The 20,693-nt window shown below is 44.4% G+C and carries 22 protein-coding genes, 4 tRNA genes and 1 riboswitch; of the genes, 10 read left to right on the forward strand and 16 right to left on the reverse strand.

The window, feature by feature from the left end; all coding sequences use genetic code 11:
• Positions 1 to 80: 80 nt before the first annotated feature.
• From JO943_RS15815 to lysM, 6 genes are all read left to right on the forward strand, one after another.
• Entirely contained in the window at positions 81 to 641 is a 561-nt protein-coding gene (locus JO943_RS15815) for a YceD family protein (RefSeq protein ID WP_005229015.1), read from the forward strand.
• A gap of 75 nt (positions 642 to 716) precedes the next feature.
• A complete protein-coding gene (gene rpmF / locus JO943_RS15820) occupies positions 717 to 902 on the forward strand; it encodes a 50S ribosomal protein L32 (protein WP_004638135.1) in 186 nt (61 codons plus the stop codon).
• Positions 903 to 1,099: 197 nt separating this feature from the next.
• Positions 1,100 to 2,086, forward strand: coding sequence for an ACP S-malonyltransferase (gene fabD, locus JO943_RS15825; protein WP_202741283.1), 987 nt, complete (start codon positions 1,100 to 1,102; stop codon positions 2,084 to 2,086).
• The gene (fabG, locus tag JO943_RS15830) at positions 2,083 to 2,817 is read left to right on the forward strand and encodes a 3-oxoacyl-ACP reductase FabG (RefSeq protein WP_005229017.1); all 735 of its coding nucleotides are present in this window, start codon (positions 2,083 to 2,085) and stop codon (positions 2,815 to 2,817) included. The genes fabD and fabG overlap by 4 nt, the downstream gene beginning before the upstream one ends.
• Before the next feature lie 86 nt (positions 2,818 to 2,903).
• A complete protein-coding gene (gene acpP / locus JO943_RS15835) occupies positions 2,904 to 3,140 on the forward strand; it encodes an acyl carrier protein (protein WP_005229018.1) in 237 nt (78 codons plus the stop codon).
• A 203-nt stretch (positions 3,141 to 3,343) separates the two neighbouring features.
• The gene (gene lysM / locus JO943_RS15840) at positions 3,344 to 3,817 is read left to right on the forward strand and encodes a peptidoglycan-binding protein LysM (RefSeq protein ID WP_005229019.1); all 474 of its coding nucleotides are present in this window, start codon (positions 3,344 to 3,346) and stop codon (positions 3,815 to 3,817) included.
• A 79-nt stretch (positions 3,818 to 3,896) separates the two neighbouring features.
• Here lysM and JO943_RS15845 read toward each other — a convergent pair whose 3' ends face one another.
• Positions 3,897 to 4,664 (reverse strand): hydroxymethylpyrimidine/phosphomethylpyrimidine kinase, encoded by a 768-nt coding sequence (locus tag JO943_RS15845; RefSeq protein WP_009507133.1) that lies wholly within the window; start codon positions 4,662 to 4,664, stop codon positions 3,897 to 3,899.
• Between the two features lie 93 nt (positions 4,665 to 4,757).
• Between JO943_RS15845 and JO943_RS15850 the strand changes: the two genes are divergently transcribed.
• A complete protein-coding gene (locus tag JO943_RS15850; protein ID WP_005283890.1) occupies positions 4,758 to 5,432 on the forward strand; it encodes an HAD family hydrolase in 675 nt (224 codons plus the stop codon).
• Positions 5,433 to 5,483: 51 nt separating this feature from the next.
• Here JO943_RS15850 and ribB read toward each other — a convergent pair whose 3' ends face one another.
• On the reverse strand, positions 5,484 to 6,143 hold the full coding sequence (gene ribB, locus JO943_RS15855; protein WP_004804956.1) for a 3,4-dihydroxy-2-butanone-4-phosphate synthase: 660 nt from the start codon (positions 6,141 to 6,143) through the stop codon (positions 5,484 to 5,486).
• A 97-nt stretch (positions 6,144 to 6,240) separates the two neighbouring features.
• Positions 6,241 to 6,398, reverse strand: a riboswitch (FMN riboswitch).
• A 187-nt stretch (positions 6,399 to 6,585) separates the two neighbouring features.
• Between ribB and JO943_RS15860 the strand changes: the two genes are divergently transcribed.
• Entirely contained in the window at positions 6,586 to 6,801 is a 216-nt protein-coding gene (locus tag JO943_RS15860) for a hypothetical protein (RefSeq protein WP_202741284.1), read from the forward strand.
• A gap of 11 nt (positions 6,802 to 6,812) precedes the next feature.
• Entirely contained in the window at positions 6,813 to 8,003 is a 1,191-nt protein-coding gene (locus tag JO943_RS15865) for a hypothetical protein (RefSeq protein ID WP_202741285.1), read from the forward strand.
• Positions 8,004 to 8,005: 2 nt separating this feature from the next.
• On the opposite strand, the gene JO943_RS15870 is transcribed toward JO943_RS15865, so the two are convergent.
• From JO943_RS15870 to JO943_RS15925, 12 genes are all read right to left on the reverse strand, one after another.
• The gene (locus JO943_RS15870; protein WP_202741286.1) at positions 8,006 to 9,796 is read right to left on the reverse strand and encodes a patatin-like phospholipase family protein; all 1,791 of its coding nucleotides are present in this window, start codon (positions 9,794 to 9,796) and stop codon (positions 8,006 to 8,008) included.
• A gap of 196 nt (positions 9,797 to 9,992) precedes the next feature.
• Positions 9,993 to 10,373, reverse strand: a complete 381-nt coding sequence (gene panD, locus JO943_RS15875; RefSeq protein WP_004655255.1) for an aspartate 1-decarboxylase — start codon at positions 10,371 to 10,373, stop codon at positions 9,993 to 9,995.
• 139 nt (positions 10,374 to 10,512) lie between these two features.
• Positions 10,513 to 11,094 carry an aminoacyl-tRNA hydrolase gene (pth, locus tag JO943_RS15880; RefSeq protein WP_005229025.1) on the reverse strand — a complete coding sequence of 194 codons (582 nt, stop codon included), beginning with the start codon at positions 11,092 to 11,094 and terminating at the stop codon, positions 10,513 to 10,515.
• 19 nt (positions 11,095 to 11,113) lie between these two features.
• The gene (rplY, locus tag JO943_RS15885) at positions 11,114 to 11,410 is read right to left on the reverse strand and encodes a 50S ribosomal protein L25 (RefSeq protein ID WP_005229026.1); all 297 of its coding nucleotides are present in this window, start codon (positions 11,408 to 11,410) and stop codon (positions 11,114 to 11,116) included.
• Between the two features lie 98 nt (positions 11,411 to 11,508).
• A complete protein-coding gene (locus JO943_RS15890; protein WP_202741287.1) occupies positions 11,509 to 12,462 on the reverse strand; it encodes a ribose-phosphate pyrophosphokinase in 954 nt (317 codons plus the stop codon).
• 100 nt (positions 12,463 to 12,562) lie between these two features.
• A tRNA-Gln gene (locus tag JO943_RS15895) sits at positions 12,563 to 12,637 on the reverse strand.
• An 85-nt stretch (positions 12,638 to 12,722) separates the two neighbouring features.
• Positions 12,723 to 12,797 (reverse strand) — tRNA-Gln (locus tag JO943_RS15900).
• A gap of 18 nt (positions 12,798 to 12,815) precedes the next feature.
• Positions 12,816 to 12,890: transfer RNA gene (locus tag JO943_RS15905), tRNA-Gln, on the reverse strand.
• A 27-nt stretch (positions 12,891 to 12,917) separates the two neighbouring features.
• Positions 12,918 to 12,992: transfer RNA gene (locus JO943_RS15910), tRNA-Gln, on the reverse strand.
• Positions 12,991 to 13,824, reverse strand: coding sequence for a 4-(cytidine 5'-diphospho)-2-C-methyl-D-erythritol kinase (gene ispE, locus JO943_RS15915; RefSeq protein WP_202741288.1), 834 nt, complete (start codon positions 13,822 to 13,824; stop codon positions 12,991 to 12,993). Before ispE ends, JO943_RS15910 begins: the two co-directional genes overlap by 2 nt.
• An 18-nt stretch (positions 13,825 to 13,842) precedes the next feature.
• The gene (gene lolB / locus JO943_RS15920) at positions 13,843 to 14,424 is read right to left on the reverse strand and encodes a lipoprotein insertase outer membrane protein LolB (RefSeq protein ID WP_032874719.1); all 582 of its coding nucleotides are present in this window, start codon (positions 14,422 to 14,424) and stop codon (positions 13,843 to 13,845) included.
• A 4-nt stretch (positions 14,425 to 14,428) separates the two neighbouring features.
• Complete coding sequence (locus JO943_RS15925; protein ID WP_202741289.1) at positions 14,429 to 16,147, reverse strand: tetratricopeptide repeat protein; 1,719 nt, start codon at positions 16,145 to 16,147, stop codon at positions 14,429 to 14,431.
• Positions 16,148 to 16,226: 79 nt separating this feature from the next.
• Between JO943_RS15925 and hemA the strand changes: the two genes are divergently transcribed.
• The gene (gene hemA / locus JO943_RS15930) at positions 16,227 to 17,510 is read left to right on the forward strand and encodes a glutamyl-tRNA reductase (protein WP_005229030.1); all 1,284 of its coding nucleotides are present in this window, start codon (positions 16,227 to 16,229) and stop codon (positions 17,508 to 17,510) included.
• A gap of 10 nt (positions 17,511 to 17,520) precedes the next feature.
• On the opposite strand, the gene JO943_RS15935 is transcribed toward hemA, so the two are convergent.
• Positions 17,521 to 19,404 (reverse strand): DNA primase, encoded by a 1,884-nt coding sequence (locus JO943_RS15935; protein WP_005229031.1) that lies wholly within the window; start codon positions 19,402 to 19,404, stop codon positions 17,521 to 17,523.
• Between the two features lie 128 nt (positions 19,405 to 19,532).
• Positions 19,533 to 20,633, reverse strand: coding sequence for an outer membrane protein assembly factor BamD (locus tag JO943_RS15940; RefSeq protein WP_202741290.1), 1,101 nt, complete (start codon positions 20,631 to 20,633; stop codon positions 19,533 to 19,535).
• Positions 20,634 to 20,693 lie beyond the last annotated feature (60 nt).

Raw genomic sequence — 20,693 nt, forward strand, 5'->3', positions numbered from 1 at the left:
AGTTCTGTCTAAAGAAGTGCAAAATTGTATCTTAATCTTTGACAGAGTACCGATGAATTTGTAGAATTGCCGCCTTAATTATGTCAGCAAATACCTTTCCGGCACAGATTGAGCCGTTTAAATGGGCTGAACAGGGCTTTACATGGTCAGGCACACTGCCATTGTCTCGCTTTGCTCGTATCGCTCGTGAAGCTGTTGGATCAATTAATGATCGATTGATCAACGTAGACTGTAAGCTATCAATGGATGCATATCATCGCATTGTATGGCTGGATGGACGTATTGAAACGAAAGTTCCAATGGAATGCCAGCGTTGTCTGGATACTGTTGAAACTGAACTTGTTTCAGATTTTCATTTGGCCTTGATCGATGATGAGTCACTGATAGAGCGCTTGGATGAGGATGCTGATTTCATCGTTTTAGGTGAAAGCGAGTCTTCGAAAAAAGGTGATTTTGATACACCTGCTTCGATTGATTTGCTCGCACTACTAGAAGATGAACTGTTATTGTTGATGCCTTTATCTCCCAAGCATGATGTTTGTGAGCATAAGCATCGACCTGCCATTCAGGACGTTGTCGAAGAGAAACGGGATAACCCGTTTGATGTTTTGGCAAGTTTGAAGGGTAAACTTAACTCATAATTTGTGATATAATGTTGAGTTAAGACAACTGAATTTGTTTCTGATCCATTTTTTCGATCTTTGTAAGGAGCCATCATGGCCGTTCAGCAAAACCGTAAAAGTCGCTCTCGCCGTGACATGCGCCGTTCACATGACGCTTTAACCGAGAATGCATTATCTGTAGACCAAACTACGGGTGAAACTCATCGTCGTCACCACGTGACTAAAGATGGTATCTACCGTGGTCGTCAATTATTCGCTAAAGCAGCTGATGCTGAATAATTGAACCATATGCATTAAGCGTTAGCTTAAAGTATAGAAAAAATGGGAGCGAAAGCTCCCTTTTTTGTTGTTTTTCGCAATTAAAAAACGATTTAATCAATGGTAAATTGCCGCATCGGAAAAGAGTCTGTTGTCATTCTCATGTAGAATCATGCATGTTGATGAAATTGGCGATAGACCATTTTAAGGATTTTTATATGTCGACTAAGCGACTTGAGCAGGCTGCTCAAGCAACAAAAACAGCATTTGTTTTTCCTGGTCAGGGTTCACAAAAAGCAGGTATGTTGGCTGAACTTGCAGAGCAATTTAGTGTCGTTCAAGACACATTCGCAGAAGCATCGGCAGCACTTGGTTTTGATCTTTGGCATATTGCCCAGAGCGGTGAAGGTTTAGACCAGACTGAAAACACTCAGCCTGTGTTATTAACTGCAAGTATTGCCTTATGGCGTGTGTGGTTAGAACTGGGTGGAATTGTGCCAAAGTACCTTGCTGGGCACTCTTTAGGGGAATACAGTGCGCTTGTTGCAGCAGAAGCGATGACTTTAGCTGATGCGGTTAAACTGGTTCATTTACGTGGTCAATTAATGCAGAGCGCTGTTCCACAAGGCGAAGGTGCAATGGCGGCAATTCTTGGCTTGGCAGATGACAAAGTGGTTGAACTTTGTGAAAAGGTTTCTGCTGCGGGCCAAGGTTCTGTTGAAGCTGCAAATTACAATGCACAGGGACAGGTTGTGATTGCGGGTAGCGCTGCGTTGGTTCAGCAGGTGATGGCTGAAGCAAAAGAGCAGTCTGGTAAAGCGATTGCATTGCCAGTTTCAGTGCCTTCACATTGCACATTGATGAAGCCAGCAGCAGAAAAGTTTGCTGAAGCTTTGGAACAAACTGCCATTGAGCTACCATGCCTTCCTGTAATACAAAATGTCAACGCGGAAATCGCGACAGATGTTGCGCAGTTACGTCAGGCATTAACAGCTCAATTGTACCAGTCGGTTCAATGGACACGTACCATGCAATATCTGCAAGATCAGGGTATCCAGTACATGGTTGAATGTGGACCTGGTACGGTATTGAGTAATCTTGCCAAGCGATTACCGGACATAGAAAAAGCATTTGCCATTGATAGCAAAGCACGTATGGAAGATGCCCTAAACGCAGTGTTAGTGGCAGAAGGAAAAATTGCATGACACAACAACGAAAAGTTGCGTTAGTGACAGGAGCAAGCCGCGGTATTGGCGCTGCAATTGCACAGCAACTCATTCAAGACGGTTTTTTTGTGGTTGGTACCGCAACTTCTGAAGCAGGCGCGCAAAAGCTGACAGAAAGCTTTGCTGAACATGGTGCAGGTGCTGTACTCGATGTGCGTGATGGTGCTGCGATTGATGCACTGGTTTCAGACATCGAGCAAAAATATGGTTCGGTGCTAGTGTTGGTCAACAATGCAGGCATTACCAAAGATAATTTGTTGCTGCGTATGTCGGAAGATGACTGGGATGACATTCTCAATATTCATCTGAAAGCGGTATACCGCTTATCTAAACGTGTATTGAAAGGCATGACCAAAGCACGTTTCGGCCGCATTATTAATATTAGTTCAGTGGTTGCTCATTTTGCCAATCCTGGACAAGCGAACTACTCGGCAGCGAAAGCAGGGATTGAAGCATTCAGTCGTAGCTTGGCAAAAGAGATGGGGAGCCGTCAGATTACAGTGAACAGTGTTGCACCTGGTTTCATTGCCACTGAAATGACTGATCAGTTAAGCGAAGAGATTCGTAAAAAAATGACTGATCAAGTAGCTTTAAATCGTCTAGGCGAACCTCAAGATATTGCTGATGCAGTGAGTTTCCTTGCCAGCGATAAGGCGAGTTACATTACTGGTACAGTTTTACACGTAAATGGTGGTCTATACATGGCCTAACTGGCGATGTATAAACTTTTAAAAATTTTTATATTCAATTAAACTAGTGGCAAATTAAAACGCCACAAGCAATGAGGAGAATTCCTGTGAGCGATATCGAACAACGCATCAAACAAGCTGTAGCTGAACAATTAGGTATGCGTGCTGAAGAGATTAAAAACGAAGCATCTTTCATGGATGACTTAGGTGCTGACTCTTTAGATTTGGTTGAACTTGTAATGTCTTTCGAAAACGATTTTGACATCACGATTCCAGATGAAGATTCAAATGAAATCACAACTGTTCAATCTGCAATCGATTACGTAACTAAGAAACTTGCTTAATCAGCTTGCATGATAAAAAAGCCACCGTCAGGTGGCTTTTTTATGGGCTATTGAATAAGAGCAGAAAATACCCTGAGTTTTAGTGGATATACATATATTTACAAGACCGCTTTAAATTGAAACTCGAGTGATTATTTTTTTCGGTATAACTAAAGTAAGTCTATTTTGACGATTTGAGATTAATAATTACAGAGGTAATAACAATGGGTCTTTTTGATTTTGTTAAAGGTATCGGTAAGAAAAATACAGCACCAGCAGAGCCACAAGCTGCGCCAGCAACACCAGCTGAACCATCAGCTCAAGAGATTGCAAATAAGTTATTAGGTTTGATCAAGAGTTTGGGTCTAGGGGTTGAAGGTTTGTCTGTGACCTATAATGGCAGCACAGATACCGCAACAATTAAAGGGCAAGTAAAAAGCCAGGCGGATAAAGAAAAGATCGTATTGGCGGTCGGAAACACAGATCATGTTGCGAAAGTGGATGATCAGATGACTGTGGAAACACCGGAACCAGAAAGTAAATTCTATACTGTGAAATCAGGCGATAACCTGTCGAAGATTTCAAAAGAATATTATGGCGATCCGAACCAGTACAACAAAATTTTTGAAGCGAACCGTCCGTTACTTAAAAATGCCGATGATATTTTCCCGGGACAAGTTTTACGTATTCCACAGTAATCTGATGGAACTAAAAAAGGCGCTTGATGCGCCTTTTTTAATGAAAATTTTTTAAAAAAACGATCGGTTTCTGCAGCGCTTAAAAGCGTTTTGGAATCTTTTGCCCATTAGGTACAGGGGTTTCTGCCTGTTTCAGTACGCCAAACAACCAGGTTTCGGCATGTTGAACGGCAATTTTTAAAGAATCACCCAGTGCCAAACGTCCTGCAATGAAGCTTGCCAAAGAGCAACCTGAACCGTGATATTGACCTTCTAAGCGTGGACAGCGGCTTTCTGCAAGCATTTTTCCATCTGCATAGAGCACATTACGGATATGATCAGGCGTATCTTCATGGCCGCCTTTGACCAATACTGCTTTTGCACCCATTTCAAACAGTTTTTGCGTGGCTTGTTCAATATCTTCCAGACCGGTTAAAGCTCTTAATTCAACCGTATTGGGCGTGATTAGCGTCGCTAAAGGAATCAATTCAACAAAGGCTTTGACTAATGTGGCTTGGTCACCCAATGAACCGCCGCTATTTGCGACTAAAACGGGGTCTAGGACATAGAGATAGTCTGGATGGGCGCGCAAGAATTCAGCCAGTGCAGCAATATTATCAGTTGTGCCCAGCATGCCTGATTTTACACATTTAATCGGCAAGTCACCGACCACGGCATTGGCCTGTGCAAGGAGCAATTCTTTTGAAGTGGCTTCAAAGCCAAATACTTGTTGTGAGTTTTGGATGGTTAATGCGGTACAGGCAATGGCAGCATGCGCACCACTTTGTCCAATAGCTTCAATATCTGCCTGTAAGCCAGCCCCGCCAGATGGATCTAAACCTGAAAAACAAAGCACGGTCGGACGCACTGCAATTTCCTTTTAGTCTTCAATATACGGTAGTATAGGGAAGTTTCGAGAAACTCTCGACTCTGTTGTGTAAGGCTGCAAGAGATTGAACGAATGACGATCAAAAATATTCTCATCGATTTAGATGGGACGCTGACTGACCCTAAAACAGGAATTCATGGTTCAATTCGTTTTGCTTTGCAAAAGTTAGGTCAACCTTTGACTGATGACGTGGATCTGGACTGGACCATTGGCCCACCCTTAAAAGCATCTTTGGCAAAATTACTCAATACCCAGGATGATGAACTGGCTGAGCAGGCATTACTGGCTTACCGTGAGCGGTTTTCAGTGACAGGCTTATTTGAAAATGAAGTTTATCCTTCAGTCGCAGAAACACTGCAGCAATTACAGGCGGAAGGCTATCGATTATTTCTTGCCACCGCCAAGCCCGTGGTCTTTGCCAAACAAATTTTGGCTCATTTCAAGCTGGATCAATATTTTACCGCCATCTATGGCAGTGAGCTAACCGGTGAGCGGACCAATAAAGCGGACTTGATTGCCTATATTCTTGAGCAAGAACATCTCGATGCCCAGCAATGTATCATGGTGGGGGATCGTCAATATGACATTATGGGTGCACGTGCCAACGGGATTGAAACCATTGCCGTTAATTATGGTTATGGTCGGGCAGAGGAACTGGCTCAGGCACAGCCGGTAACGCAAATTTCTCAATTTAGCCAGCTCATTGAAACGGTGGCTGAACTGAATGCAGAACGTAAGGTTTCTTAAAATCCAGGTAGTAAAAAAAGCCTCGAAATATCGAGGCTTTTTTATGTCTAATCAGACATTATGTTTTAAGCGGTATTGCACCAGTTCTTCAATGCTGATCACGGTCAAGCCATGGGTTTGTGCATAAGCTAACACTTGAATACCTGACGCCATTGAACCATCCGGGTTGGTCAATTCACACAAGACACCAGAAGGTTTTAAACCTGCCAGACGAGCCAGATCAATCGTACCTTCGGTATGACCACGACGGGTCAGAACACCACCTTCACGTGCACGTAAAGGGAACACATGACCTGGACGGCTTAGATCACTCGCCACAGCCCCATCTTTGGTGGCTGCCAAAACGGTAGTGACGCGGTCTTTGGCCGATACACCTGTGGTTACACCTTGAGCTGCTTCAATGGTCACGGTAAACGCAGTTTTAAACTGGCTTGAGTTATCCACGACCATCGGTGGAAGTTCTAAATGATCTGCCAGTGCTTCAGTCAAACATAGGCATACAATACCTGAACCATCCCGGATCATTTGCGCCATGGTTTCAACAGTCAGTGTTTCGGCTGCAATAATCAGATCAGCTTCGTTTTCACGGTCGAAGTCATCCATCACCAACACAGGTTTACCTTGGCGGATATCTTCTAAAGCTTGTTGAATACGTTGTTCAGCAGGGGAAAGGGCTGAGAAGAAAAGTTCGGGTTGAATTAAACTAGACATAATGAAACGCTCTCGTAAATAGGATACGGTTGAACATTTCAGGACTGATGTAAAAAATAAGCGTACACCAAAACAACGCAAAAGCGTGTTTCAGTGGTTTCGTCTTCTTTCATCCGGACTATACCGTCGGCTTTGGCATCTCACCAAATCTGCGAGTATATAAAAATATATACAGGCTCGTGGGCTGGTTAGGTCATTTGATTGCATTGCCTAACTTACCACCGGTGGGGAATTTCACCCCGCCCTGAAGCGATGTACCTCGATTATAGCCAGATTTTTAAGTGAAAAGGCAACTTTTTATAGAATGTATCGTTCTATAAAAATGAAGAAAACTGCTGAGACTTGACGCTACTTTCTATCATGATCAGTGCAACTGGTAATCCATTTCAATTGAGCATAGACTGAAAAGATAAAACAACAATAATCTGGAGTAGGTTCTATCATGGAAAAGACAGATAAAACCGAGCTGGAACAGCTAGCACAACAATTACATCGGCCTGTCATGAGCCTGAAGGCATTTTCTCAATTAAACCCGCAGGAGCTGGCCTGGCTCAACCAACAATTACAACATACCCTAGAACATGAAGATCAGAAAATGAATCAGAGTTTGTATCAAACTCCTTTTTTTCTACGTTGGCTGTTCCGAGATAAAGTCTAGGGAGTAAGCTTATGACTCGACTTGCGGTGCAGGCAGAGCTTATCAAATTGGCGCGCATCTTGAAGGTCACCGAAGCTGAATTAGCCTTTTTGCAGCCTTTGGCACCAGAAAATTTAAGACAATTCCGTTTTGCGATATTAGAACGATTACAAAATCAGCAGAAAAAACGCTTCCGTTATTTGGCTGCCTGGGTAAGCTGGTTGCCGCGCTGGATCAGTGTTTTTATGGTCAAACACTGCTTAGAGCCATTTATCGTGGCACAAATTGCCGTGTATTTATCGACAGAAAGTTCTTATCGCATTGTGAAGCATCTGCCTGCCAAAACTGTAGCTGCTATCTCGGTGTATCTCGACCCACGCTTGGCAAGAGAATTGTTGGGCTATCTCACCACGCATCAGATTACAGAGATTACCCGAGTTCTACTGGAACAACGTGACTTTGTTACCATAGGCCGTTTCGTCAGTATGCTGTCCGATGCGGTATTACAAGATGTGGCGCAAGTGGTCGAGAGTGAAAGTGACTTGCTGGAAATTGCATTTTTTATTGAGTCACGCGAGCAAATTGACCATCTGGTGCATGTCTTACCGAAACAGCGGATCGAGAAAGCGTTATTGATTATTGGCGATCCGGCACAGCGGCTCATCTGGCCAAAAGTTTTGGCCTTGATGAGTTACATCAGTTATGGGTTGAAGCAGGAGCTGGGTGATCTGGCGGTTCTGCAAGGCGAGCCTGTAATCAATGCCATTATTCAGGCTGCGCAAGAAGATCAGTTGTGGGAAGATATGCTACCGGTGGTGGCTTGCCTGTCAGCACAAGCCCAGCATTTCGTTGCTAATTTGCCGGCCTTAAGACGGGTCGAGATTATTCAGAGTATTGTTGAGGCGGCTGACCGTTGTGATTTATGGACGGATATGCTGGTAATTGTCAATTATATGCAAGATGAGGCCAGAGACGTAGTCGCCTGCGCGATTGCACAAATTGATGAGCAGGTCCTGCATCATATTGCCTATGCTTCGTTGTTGCGTTCCCAATGGGAAGTGACATTTGACATCATGCGGCGCATGCCTGTCGCAAAGCAGCAGGAGTGCCATCGTATCCTTGATGGCTATATGCAGCAGCTAGATCCTGAAACCTATCAATATTTAGATACATTGCTGGAGCGTTACCAGATTCAGTCCGCTATGACCAGATCGGGAAGCTGAATTCAAGATGAGGGGAGTGTATCCCGAATAGGCAATAGCATTTCGAGCGCATGTTCATATCCGCGTTCGACCAGTTCATCCAGTTTATGCCAGTCAAACATGCCAATTCCTTCAATCGGCATACGAATGTGTAAATTCGCCCGTTCAATCGCTGCACTTTGAATCATGGTATCGCTGGCAAGGGTCGCAGTACGCATCAGGATCTCAGCCAGTCGTGGTGCGTGTAACAGCTTATCTTTAATAATTTTATTCCAGTTGAGCAGGGCACTCTGATCGGGTTCTTCCAGTCCGATACCGGGAACGCGAATATCATCATGCAAGCTGACATTGCTGGCAATAATGGTGCCTCTTTCCAGATTTTGCATGACATCGGTGGGCAGGTTATTGATCACACCGCCATCGCAGAGCAGATTTTCATGCCAGGCCACAGGGGGGGCAACGCCTGGCACACTCATACTGGTGCCAACCCAGGTGGCAAGTTCCCCCTGATCATGAATGACCGCCTGTCCGGTGGTCAGATTGGTGGAGATGCAGTAATAGGTCTGTCTGAGTTCTTCAATCCGCCGTTGCCCAAAGATGGCATGCAGGCGACTATGGAAACGCTGTCCCCGAATCAGGGAAACCCGAGGCATGGTGTAATCATTCAGATAGTTACGTGCCACAAAAGTCTCATAGGCGATATGCGTCATCTCGACACTGTCAAAACCACACGCCACCAGCGCCGCAATAAATGCGCCCATACTGGTTCCACCGACAATATCAATCGGGATATGTAGCTGTTCTAGGGCGCGAATCAAACCGATATGCGCGAATCCTCGTGCACCGCCGCCACCCAGCACCAACCCAACCCCCTGACTGGAAATCTGGCGCGCCACCGCACAGATATCATTTTGCGCCCAAGGATGGACAAAATAGTGGGCGCGGGCATGATAAAGCTGCTTCCATAATAGGGTGTGGGGAGAAGGATCACCTTCAGAACGTAGCAAAACCAATTCAATCGGGCTTTGCCAGTCATGTTGACTGAGCACATGCGAGAGTGGGGTTCGAGTTGGGGGCTGATTGGCTTCTGCCAGAATCAGAATTCGGTCCGCCTGATGTAAACAGCGTTTTGACCATTCATCTTCACTATTATCGGCAGCATACAGGACATAGCAATGTTTTTCTTCCAAGCTGGCAAGCCACTGTCTGAGTTGTAAATCTTCAGCACTATAATCTAGTGGAGTTTGACTAAAACCAGCCCCAAACAGGGCATCGACATGTGCTGCTGACACCAAGCGAACATGCGGCCAGCGCTGTAAATGTTCAGTCAGTTTTTCTGCCAAATGGGTGGCAGGGATATGGGCCGAGACAGGAATAACAGAGAGCGTTCGGCTACTGCCCATGGCATGACTATGCTGCTGTTCGGATTGCGAGCGATGAATGATCAGCCGGGATAAAGCGAACAGGACTTTAGGATGCTGATGGATGAAATCCAGAAATTGTTGTTGTGGAATGCCAATGAGAGCAGTGTCCCGAACTGCATTGACTGTGCAATGATGTGGCTGATTGGAAATCACACCGGTTTCGCCAACCAGTTCATGACGGCCATAGTAAGTCAACACGCTGGTTGTGGTGGTGAGCTTGACCCGCCCATAAATCACAATATAAACATGATCGGCAATATCATGGGCACAATACAGTTGTTGTCCAGTTTGTAGATGACGAATATGGCAAGCGGGAATCAAGCTCTCAAGTGTTGAACCATCCAATTCAGCAAAGAGGCTGACTTTGCTGAGAATATTAAGCATATCCATATTGATCAAATTATCGTTATTGTCTGTTTATTAAACAAAGCCTGGCGATGTTTTTCAAGTCTGTTTGCGTAAAACTAGGCTTGAGCTGAAGCAGGACTGATTTTATGCGAATAGGGGAGGAGGATTTGAGGTGCCAATAAAAAAGCCACGAGCAGCTTCATTCGCGGCTCATGGCTTTTTAGGAATCTTTTATGCTTTATGCAATTTGTACCGGAATACAGTTTGCGGTGTGATTCACGGTATTGTCCGGGTTTGCATATACCAGACGTGGTTTGTGAAGATTGGCTTCAACTTCAGTAAAATCACCAAAAGTTGCGATAATCACTAGATCACCCACATCAGCTTGATGGGCTGCGCCACCATTGACCGAGATAATGCCTGAGTCGTCTTCACCACGGATTGCATAAGTGGTGAAACGTTTGCCATTCGTAACGTTCCATACGTGGATTTCTTCGTATTCACGAATTCCTGCCAAGTCCATTAATACGCCATCAATTGCACAAGAACCTTCATAATGAAGCTCTGCATGCGTCACAACTGCACGGTGAATTTTACATTTTAATAAACGAGATAGCATGGCTAGCGTCTCCTGAGTAAGACCTAAGATGATTATCTTATGGTTGACTTGTCACGTTTTCCGCGGGCTAGGGGCGGTTTGATGCGCATTTTGCGCCTAAAAATGCAATATGGCAAGCGTGATTGATCAACAATTCAGTTTAAGCGGGTTTGTAAGCATTAATTTGATTCATTGCCTGTGATACTTGTCCGTCAACAAGCATTTTCACTTTTGATAAGGCATGATCAATTGCTGCATCCATTAGAGCTTGTTCACTACTAGGCGCTTTGCCGAGCACATGACCAGAAACACGTTCTTTGGAACCTGGATGTCCAATGCCAATACGTAAGCGATGGAAATTTGCACCGATATGCGGAACGATATCACGCAGACCATTATGTCCGCCGTGTCCGCCACCTGTTTTTAAACGGATGATGCCAGGGTCCATATCCAGTTCATCATGGGCAATTAAAATTGCTTCTGGTGCAACCTGATAAAATTTGGCAAAAGGGACAACACTTTGACCAGAACGGTTCATAAAAGTGGTGGGAAGTAAGAGACGTACGTCGCGACCTTCAATTTGACCACGACCGCTGTATCCATGAAATTTAGGATCAGCTTTTAGGGAAATGCCATAACGGTCTGCAAGCTGTTCAACGAACCAGAAGCCTGCATTATGGCGGGTTTGGGCATATTCCTTTCCAGGGTTGCCCAAACCGACAATTAGCGAAATATTTGACACTAATTTACGCCTTTAACACTTATGCGCGTTTGAAGTCAGCGTGCATAGGTGTGTTTTTCGCTGGGTGACGTTGTAACGCTTGGATTTTAACGTTTTCAACTTTGTCACCGATTTTGATTTCGATCACTTCTTCGAAGAAAGCATTGTTTTCTAAAGCTTTAACGATTTCGCGAAGCTCTAAAGTGATTGCTACAGGCTCAGCGCTACCACCGTAGATGATTGCTGGAATTTGTGAAGCGTGACGAAGGCGGCGGCTCGAACCTTTCCCTTGTTGTGCGACTTCACGTGCTTGAGCGTTTAATACGAAGTTTGCCATGGGCATATCCTCAATGGAGTTTAATGAACTAAACTTGCGACCAGTTTAGTGATAGAAAAACCCTAGCGAGCTAGGGTTTAAGAAAAAAAGCTGGGCTATTATAGATAACTATCGAACATTGCGCTAATAGATTCTTCGTTGTTAATACGACGAATTGTTTCAGCAACCATGCTCGCAACCGAAACCTGGCGAATTTTGCCGAGGCTCAAGGCGTCATCTGAAAGTGGAATGGTGTCTGTAACAACCAGTTCATCAATCACAGAATTACGAAGGTTATCAATGGCTTTGCCAGATAAAACAGGGTGGGTTGCATAAGCAACAACACGACGAGCACCAAATTGTTTTAGTGCATCGGCAGCTTTGCAAAGCGTACCTGCTGTATCGACCATATCATCAACGATGACACAGTCACGATCTTTTACATCACCAATCAAATGCATCACTTGTGATTCATTTGCTTTTTGGCGACGTTTATCAATGATGGCTAAATCGATATCACCCATTTGCTTGGCAACAGCACGGGCACGAACAACACCACCAACGTCAGGTGAAACCACAACGAGATTATGATGTTGTTGTTGACGTAAGTCAGCCAATAACGCTGGCGTACCGTAAATGTTGTCAACCGGGATATCAAAGAAGCCTTGAATTTGGTCTGCGTGTAAGTCAATCATGACTACACGGTCAATACCTACAGTTGTTAGCATGTCTGCAACAACTTTGGCAGTGATCGGTACACGTGCAGAACGTGGACGACGATCCTGACGGGCATAACCGAAGTAAGGAATGACGGCAGTGATACGACCAGCACTTGCGCGACGCAAAGCATCCGCCATCACCAAGATTTCCATCAGGTTATCATTGGTTGGGGCACAAGTAGATTGGACGATAAAAACGTCTTTACCACGAACATTTTCAGTAATTTCAACTGAAATTTCCCCATCAGAGAACTTGCTTACAGAAGCAGCACCGAGTGGGATATGTAAATGGCTTACGACTTTTTGGGCGAACTGTGGATGAGCACTTCCACTAAAAACGACAAGATTGGGCATGAAGCACCTGAGCGAGGGTTAAGCGAAGCTATGCTTCGACCGAGCGCAAGGGAAAAATTTTTAATTTTTCCAACGGGTAATTTGGAAACAATCTATTATATGGCAGGGGCGGCTGGATTCGAACCAACGGATGCCGAGATCAAAACCCGGTGCCTTACCACTTGGCGACGCCCCTAATGCGGCAGAACTTTAATCGTTTTATAGGACAATGTCAATATATTTGAGCAAATATCGATACAAAACAAGTCTGTCTAAAGATATGGCAGGGGCGGCTGGATTCGAACCAACGGATGCCGAGATCAAAACCCGGTGCCTTACCACTTGGCGACGCCCCTAAATTCGATGATATGTAATGGCAGGGGCGGCTGGATTCGAACCAACGGATGCCGAGATCAAAACCCGGTGCCTTACCACTTGGCGACGCCCCTATTACATATACATCTACAGGTGAAAATTGGCAGGGGCGGCTGGATTCGAACCAACGGATGCCGAGATCAAAACCCGGTGCCTTACCACTTGGCGACGCCCCTAACGTGTAACTGAGAAATGTCTTAACGGAGACTCTGCTAAACTGTTGACCAAGTAAGATTTACAAGGCGAGTTTTGCAAAATTTGCGCTGTATCCATTTCACCGGTTACTTCAATAAAAACACAAGCACCTGTACCTGTAAGCTTTGCTCGACCAAACTGATCTAAATACTGCATTGCTTCTTCTACTTCAGGGTATAACTGTCGAGCCAGAGGTTCAAAGTTATTTCCAAAATTAGAAGGTTCTATCTGATAGGCGCAAAATTTAGTGATCTTAGAGTCTCTTGTCAATGTTTTTTGCGAAAAAAGCTGTTGAGTGCTGATAAAACAGTCAGGTTTCAGGATTATGAATTTTTTTTGAGCTAAGTCTATGAATGATAAATGTTCACCGATGCCTTCAGCCCAAGCATTGCGGCCAAAAACAAAGATCGGAACATCCGCACCCAGCTGTACACCATAGTCGGCGAGTTGTTGCTCGTTTAAGCCACATTGCCAGAGCTGGTTCAGCACAATCAGGGTGGTCGCGGCATTGGACGAACCGCCACCCAGCCCAGCACCCATCGGAATATTTTTTTCAATCCGGATATTCAGCCCACATGGTTTTTTGGCATGCGGACGTAATAACTGTGCAGCGCGATAGATTAAATTCTGTTCGAGTCGTACTTCTGCCAGACCTTCAATCTGAATATTTTCTTCCGCATGCGGTTCAAAAGTCATCCAGTCGTATAAATCAATCAACTGAAAAATGGTCTGTAATTCATGATAACCATTGTCACGACGACCGGTGATATGCAGAAACAAATTCAGCTTGGCGGGGGAAGGCACTCTAATCATAAAAAATAATCTAAAAAATTATCGGTTTTGAATCACCATTGTAATACGGTTTTCTTTACCGTCTGCAAGAGCTTGCTTCAACAAAAGCTTATTCGGAAGCGTTTGTGCATCGTTATAACTGAAATCTACAGTCCAGCCATCTTCAATCAGCTGTTTAAGACGATTTTGCTCATCTTTACTGACTTGAGCATTCTGGGTTGCGGGTTTGGCTTGAATCCAGTATGCAAGATGCATAATCGGCGCTTGCCAACCGGTTGCTTTTTCCAGTAATTCTTCTGGTGTTGTGGCCGTAATCAAGCCTGTTTTAGCGCTATTTAAGGTGACCTGACCAGGTTTGCCCTCAATCTGGGTTTTACCTACGCCGAGGATACCAGTCAGCTCAATATCAAACTGATCCTGTTGCTGTACCCATGTAAAAAATGCACTGCCAGATTGTTGCGGTGTGCGGACACCGATTTTGCCTTGCAGGTTAAAATTATTTTCGTCTTGTAGTTGTGGTGAAGCAATCACTTTATTGGGCTGGCTCAGACTCTGACAACCAGTTAAAAACAAAATGCTACTGCTACATACGGCGAAGCATAATTTTGAAAACACGCGCATGGGTTTAACTCTTTTTTACAGTGATGGGTAAGATTAAGCTATCAAGCTGTTGTAATTGTGGGGCATTGGCATGTTTTTGTTTCAATTGCTGTAACACCTCGCTAAATTGCGTGAGTGCGCCTTGCATATACAAGGCTTTGGCATAGCGAATACCAATATTGACATTTTGACTGAGCGAATAGGCCTGACCGAGCACTTTGGCAGCCGTGTCAAAATCATTTTGTAAGAAAGCGATATAACCCAGAGTATCCAGAATCGATGCCTGTTCAGGTGCAAAATCCAGTGCCATCTCGGCGTATTTACGCGCCTCCTTGAGGCGGCGGTTTTGCAAAGCTAAGGTGTAGGCATACGCATTTAGATAAGTTGGGCTATTTGGCTCAAGCACCAGCAATTGCTTTAAGGTTTTGTCTAATTTGTCCCGATCTGTGTATGGGTCGAGTAACAGGACTTCGGCATAAATCAGTTCCGGATCATCCGGCAAATTCTTGATGGCTTCATCCAGCAACGCCAAAGCGGCCTTTTTGTTATCCATTTTCTTCAGAATATCGGCCTGTGCCTGATAGAGGAAACTGGCATGTTGCGGATAGTTAACACGTTCCTGTGTCAGAAAGCGTAAGGCATCATTAAGCTGGTCCTGTTTCTCAAAAATTGCAATCATGTTGCGTCTGGAAACGATATACAGGCTACCATCGACCAGACGATAATAAGCCTTGGCGGTTTCATAATGCTGTTTGCGCTGGGCATTGATCGCCAGATAGTAATAGGCTTCATTTTGATATTTGGCCGATGAACGCAATTCCACCAGATATTGCTCGGCTTTTTCATATTGCTTCAGGTCAATACTGGTCAAACCTGCAATAAACAGGGCTTCTTCGGCTTTGGGATGATCTTTAATGATATCTTCAAGTTTGTCTAAAGCTTGCTGCTGCTGGTTGATCTGAATGTAATAGCGTGCTTCTGCCAGACGAATATCAATATTGTTTTTATTCTTGCGACTTGCCTTGGCAAACCATTTCTGTGTTTCTTCATCATCTTGCAAAGCCATGAGCAGATTGGCTTTCATTAAAATGAAACTGGTGGTTTTCGAGCGTTTTCTGAGTGCCCGATTAATGTTTTTAAGCGCTTGTTCATACAAACCATCTTGCGCTTCTAAACCTGCAATCAAGGCCAGAATAGAGGGGTTGTTACGCTCTTCGCTGGCACGCAGGGCATTTAACAGCACTTCGCGGTCTTGAGCCTGTTCGGGGGCAATCCCGGCTAAAATTTCTTCCAGATCGGCAGTCGGATCAATATTTAAAATTTTATCCAATGTTTTTGCAGCCAGCTCGTACTCATGCGTTTTGAGCGCGATATGCGATAAATAGAATAACGCTGGTACATCTTTGGGTTCTTGCTCTACCCAATGGGTTGCAATGTCCAAGGCAGACTGTAAGTCATTATATTCTAAGGCAACATCTAAGGCGCGCTGCTTGATTGTGGTTGAATTACTACGAATTGCAAGCACGGTATAATTGTGTAGAGCGGTTGGAATATCATCATAAGCAAGAGAAAATTCAGCAATCATGCTTTGTTGTAAAGCATTTTCAAAGCTGTTATCTGCATACATGTCGTGTATTGCTTGTGCAGAGACATAAGAGCTCATGCTACCTAACAACAAGATTGTGGTAGAATACCGTCTAATCGTCTTGCCGCTAAAAAGGGTACGGCGATATAGCTGACGCAATTTTTATTGATCCAAAGTAATGCTTTTTATGACACCGATGTTGCACAATAACATAAATTTAGCGAAATGATGATCTGATATGTCTTTCTTTGCATTGGGTGTCAACCATCAAACAGCTTCTGTTGAACTTCGTGAACAAATTGCTTTCAATGCAGAGCGATTAGCTGCGCTATTGCTTGAACAAAACCAGAAGTCATCCTTGAATGACCTTGTGGTGGTGTCGACCTGCAACCGCACCGAAGTCTATGCCATGACAGAAGATGCGGAAAGTGTCCTGAACTGGCTGGCCCAAGTGAATAATATTGATGTAAAACAGTTAATTCATCATGTTTATCGTTACGAGAATGCTCAGGCTGTTACACATTTGATGCGTGTAGCCAGTGGTCTGGATTCGCTGATGTTGGGTGAACCGCAGATTTTGGGACAGGTAAAAAGTGCCTTGGCGCTGTCAAAAGAGGCAGAAACCGTTTCGCCTGAACTGAACAGTGTCTTTGAGTATGCCTTTTATGCCGCCAAGCGGGTCCGTTCTGAAACCTCTGTCGGAAGTCATGCCGTTTCAATGGGTTATGCCGTTGCTCAGTTGGCATTACAAGTATTTAGTCGCCCAGAAAAACTGACTGTAATGGTGGTGGCTGCGGGCGAGATGAACAGTTTAGTCGCTAAACATCTGGCTGAAATGGGGGTGGCAAAGATCCTGATTTGTAACCGTAGCCGTGAACGTGCCGATGTTCTGGCACAGGAAATTGCCCATCAGGTCGATGTTGAAATTATTCCTTTTACGGAACTTGCACAGAATTTGCATCGAGCAGATGTCATCTCGAGTTGTACAGGTAGTTTGCATCAAGTGATTGAATATTCAGATGTCAAAGCGGCATTGAAAAAACGTCGCTATCAACAGATGCTGATGGTCGATTTAGCGGTGCCACGTGATATTGATCCCAAAGTTGAATCACTGGATAACGTGTATTTGTATGGCGTTGATGATTTGCAAAGTGTGATTGATGAAAATCTGGCACAACGTCGTCAGGCAGCGGTTGAAGCCGAGATTATGGTTAATCAATTGGCTACCCAGTTGATGACCCAGCAAAAAGTCAAAGAGGCGAGTGGTACCATTCAGGCCTATCGTCAGCATAGTGAAGAAATCAGTCAGAAAGAATTGACGCATGCCTTAGAGTCATTACAGCATGGTCATGCCGCAGAGCAGGTCTTACAAGAGTTCGCGCATCGTTTAACCCAGAAGTTAATGCACCCGACTTCAATCTTGCTAAGAGAAGCCGCCAAAGCTGAAAATCCGGATTATTTCGAATGGTTACAGCAGCATTTACAAGATGTGTTCGAGCATGAGCGTAAACCGAGACAGTAAGGTTGTGGTACTAAGACAGCAACCGCAAACTAATCTGCTTGGTCAACTCATTCAGCTGTTGACGCAAATTGCGTGATTCAATCAAGGAAATCGGTGATTTAAGTTTTAATCGCAGATATTTTTCTTGTAAACCCAATGCATATTCTTTAGCAAGTTTATCTGCAATTTCAGGTGCCTGAGTTAATGACTGAATATTAGTGCGTTGCATGATATCAGCCAGTTCATGACTATAATTACTACATGCACCTAGCACATAATAGGTTGCCAGTTCCTGATCATCAGGCAATTCATCAAACACAATATTCAATACGGCTAAAATTTTTGCCAACAGTTCATCCTGATCAATCACCGCGCGTAATTCTTCAAAATGAATGTACAAGAAGGGATGGTGCATCAAAATCGCCACTGCAAAATCTTCATCTTTGGTCTGGATGTTAAAAGATAATGAAGCATCATGGCTGACTTGCGGGGTAAAACGTTTGCCTAACCCTAGCTTTTCACGGAAAGATTGACTCAACAAATAACGGAATGAACCATGTTTAGGCAACAACTCAGTCAATTCACGCAGTTCACCCATCACCAGACTTTTGCCTTCAGGTGTGCTGACATCATGCTGTCCGGTTAAATGGGCAAATACAAAGTCGGATAACAGCGGCGCTTGCTGTAGTAGTTTCTGGAAATTTTCCAGACCTTCACGGCGGATCAGTGAGTCAGGATCATGTTCATTGGGCAAAACAAAGAATTTTAATTCACGACCATCATTGAGTAGCGGTAGTGCAATTTCCAAGGTACGGCGCGCGGCCTTTTGTCCTGCGGCATCCCCGTCAAAGGCAATGGTAATTCTAGAGTTTTGTTTAAATAACGTGGTTAAGTGATCGGCATTACTGGCTGTTCCAAGTGTTGCGACAGCGCCATTGATGCCGTATTGCTGTAGTGCAATTACGTCCATATAACCTTCCACCATCAACCAGTCATTGGCTTTCAGTTTACGGCCTTCATAGAGACCGTAAAGCAACTGGTTTTTATGGAACACTTCTGAGTCGGGTGAGTTGATATATTTCGGTTTAATCTCGTCATTCAGTGCACGACCACCAAAACCGACCACACGACCTTTATGATCGCGAATCGGGAAAATCACCCGTTCACGTAACAAGTCAAAATCCCGGCCACTGTCGCTTGAGCGAATCAGGCCGAGCTGTTTTAAGCCTTCAATATCTTGTGGAAAGGCTTTTTCGAGATGTTGCCAGTCTTCTGGTGCATAACCTAAACGCCAAAACTGGATAGTTTGTGCCGAGAGGCCACGTTGTCTGAAATAATGTTGGGCTCTTTGACTATTCGGTAACTGACGTTCATAAAACTGCGCCACATTCTCCAGCAGATCATACAGATTACCTTCCTGTACCGGCTCATCCATGCTGAATGAGGGATCAAACTGGGCAAACGGATCATCCATCACCCGATCCATATCGACAAAATGTCCATCGATAAATTCGTCGACTACAGGTGGTGCGACTGGATTTTCTTGCGCAGGTTTTACCGGTTGAGGAGCAGCAGCTTGTTGTGGACTGCGTTTATAAGAGAGTTTTTTATTGTCGTGGTTATCTTTGGGGAGGTCGACACCGGTCTTGTTAGACAGCTCTTTCATCACATCGACAAAGTTACGGCCGTCGATATCCATCAGGAAACGGATGGCATTGCCATTGGCCTGACAACCAAAGCAGTGATAATACTGCTTGTCCCGATAGACGTGAAAAGACGGTGATTTTTCCTGATGAAATGGACAGCAGCCGGAGTAGGTACGGCCCGTCTTTTTTAACTTCACACGCTGACCGATCAAATCGACAATGTCGGTTCGATCCAGAATTTGATCAATCGTATGCTGTGGAATTGCCATGTGCGTTAAACCATTTCAGACAGAAAATAAAACATCGTTGCTCTGCAAAAATGTCAGCAATCATTGTTGCATAAAATAAAAAACAGGCAAGGGAGACTTGCCTGTTTGCTGTATCAGATGATTGCAAATTAGTTTGCAGCATCGTCCTCAGTCGTGGTTTTTGCTTCCGGCTTGTCTAACAGGCCAAAGCTTAAACGGTTTTTCCAGCTTGGTTTGTCTGTACTTGCTGCTGGTACTTCCGGAGCAGCCACAGGTACTGGCGCAACGGTTGCTTCAGTTTCAGGTTTATCCAGTAGACCGAAACTTAAGCGGTTGGTTAAACTGCGTTGTTCCGTATCGCTTTTGGCTTGTTCTTTCACCTGTACAGTTTTTGATTCACGTCCTAACAGACCTAAAGTGGCACGGTTGACCCAGCTACCTTCTTTACGTGCTGCACGTAAATTCACTTCACCATTCGATTTAACTAAATTCGGATAGTTCAGTTTTAGGATTTCAACATATTGTTGAGAGGTCGCCTGATCACCTAATTTTTGATAGCTATAAGCCAAAGTGGCTAAAGCTTCAGGGGTTTGCGGGGTTTGTGGATAATGTTCAATCACCCATTGTGCGCGTTCAGCGGCAGCCAGCCATGCTTTACGTTCAATGTTGAAACGCGCTGCATTCATTTCACTTTCAGCCAGTTCCTGACCAATAAATTTCATGCGCTGTGCGGCATCAACTGAATATTGGCTACTTGGGAAACGACGGATCAGGTCAACAAAGTTCTGATACGCCACTTTGACATAGCTGACATCACGGTGTGATTGCTGCAGTGAAGTGTAACGAATCAGGCTGTCGTAATTCATTTCCATGTTGGCAACGCCACGCACGTAGTAAGCATAGTCAACATTAGGGTGTTGCGGGTTTAAACGAATAAAACGCTCTGCAAGCGCAATCGTCCCTTCATAATCTTTCTGTTTGAATTTCGCGTAGAGAAGCTCAAGCTGTGCCTGTTGGGTATATTGTCCCGTTGGATAGTAGGTATCTAACGCTTCAAGTGATTTGACCGCGTCGGTATATTGATTGCGTTCAAGTGATTTCTGCGCTTTTTCAAAATAAACTTGTTCACTTGATTGTGGTCCTTTATCAACCACTTCTTTCTTACTTGGATTGCTGCTACAGCCCACAAATGCAGACGCTACACCTAAAGATAGTGCAAGCACCGTAATTTTATAACGTGGTAGCGACATAAAAACTCCTCTGTTATTCTGGGCAATGAGCTACAATGGTGCTATTAAACCATTTTTGTA

Origin of the sequence: Acinetobacter sp. 'aerobic (ED)', from assembly GCF_904886855.1 — a bacterium.
GTDB lineage: Bacteria > Pseudomonadota > Gammaproteobacteria > Pseudomonadales > Moraxellaceae > Acinetobacter > Acinetobacter courvalinii.

Bases quoted from the DNA above. Each gene is read 5' to 3' on its own strand.
- JO943_RS15865 (WP_202741285.1), top strand. From the start codon at position 6,813: ATGACTCGACTTGCGGTGCAGGCAGAGCTTATCAAATTGGCGCGCATC.
- JO943_RS15940 (WP_202741290.1), bottom strand. From the start codon at position 20,633: ATGTCGCTACCACGTTATAAAATTACGGTGCTTGCACTATCTTTAGGT.
- JO943_RS15870 (WP_202741286.1), bottom strand. From the start codon at position 9,796: ATGGATATGCTTAATATTCTCAGCAAAGTCAGCCTCTTTGCTGAATTG.
- JO943_RS15860 (WP_202741284.1), top strand. From the start codon at position 6,586: ATGGAAAAGACAGATAAAACCGAGCTGGAACAGCTAGCACAACAATTA.
- fabG (WP_005229017.1), top strand. From the start codon at position 2,083: ATGACACAACAACGAAAAGTTGCGTTAGTGACAGGAGCAAGCCGCGGT.
- JO943_RS15850 (WP_005283890.1), top strand. From the start codon at position 4,758: ATGACGATCAAAAATATTCTCATCGATTTAGATGGGACGCTGACTGAC.
- JO943_RS15815 (WP_005229015.1), top strand. From the start codon at position 81: ATGTCAGCAAATACCTTTCCGGCACAGATTGAGCCGTTTAAATGGGCT.
- ispE (WP_202741288.1), bottom strand. From the start codon at position 13,824: ATGATTAGAGTGCCTTCCCCCGCCAAGCTGAATTTGTTTCTGCATATC.
- lolB (WP_032874719.1), bottom strand. From the start codon at position 14,424: ATGCGCGTGTTTTCAAAATTATGCTTCGCCGTATGTAGCAGTAGCATT.
- hemA (WP_005229030.1), top strand. From the start codon at position 16,227: ATGTCTTTCTTTGCATTGGGTGTCAACCATCAAACAGCTTCTGTTGAA.
- panD (WP_004655255.1), bottom strand. From the start codon at position 10,373: ATGCTATCTCGTTTATTAAAATGTAAAATTCACCGTGCAGTTGTGACG.
- JO943_RS15890 (WP_202741287.1), bottom strand. From the start codon at position 12,462: ATGCCCAATCTTGTCGTTTTTAGTGGAAGTGCTCATCCACAGTTCGCC.
- rplY (WP_005229026.1), bottom strand. From the start codon at position 11,410: ATGGCAAACTTCGTATTAAACGCTCAAGCACGTGAAGTCGCACAACAA.
- lysM (WP_005229019.1), top strand. From the start codon at position 3,344: ATGGGTCTTTTTGATTTTGTTAAAGGTATCGGTAAGAAAAATACAGCA.
- fabD (WP_202741283.1), top strand. From the start codon at position 1,100: ATGTCGACTAAGCGACTTGAGCAGGCTGCTCAAGCAACAAAAACAGCA.
- ribB (WP_004804956.1), bottom strand. From the start codon at position 6,143: ATGTCTAGTTTAATTCAACCCGAACTTTTCTTCTCAGCCCTTTCCCCT.
- rpmF (WP_004638135.1), top strand. From the start codon at position 717: ATGGCCGTTCAGCAAAACCGTAAAAGTCGCTCTCGCCGTGACATGCGC.
- JO943_RS15935 (WP_005229031.1), bottom strand. From the start codon at position 19,404: ATGGCAATTCCACAGCATACGATTGATCAAATTCTGGATCGAACCGAC.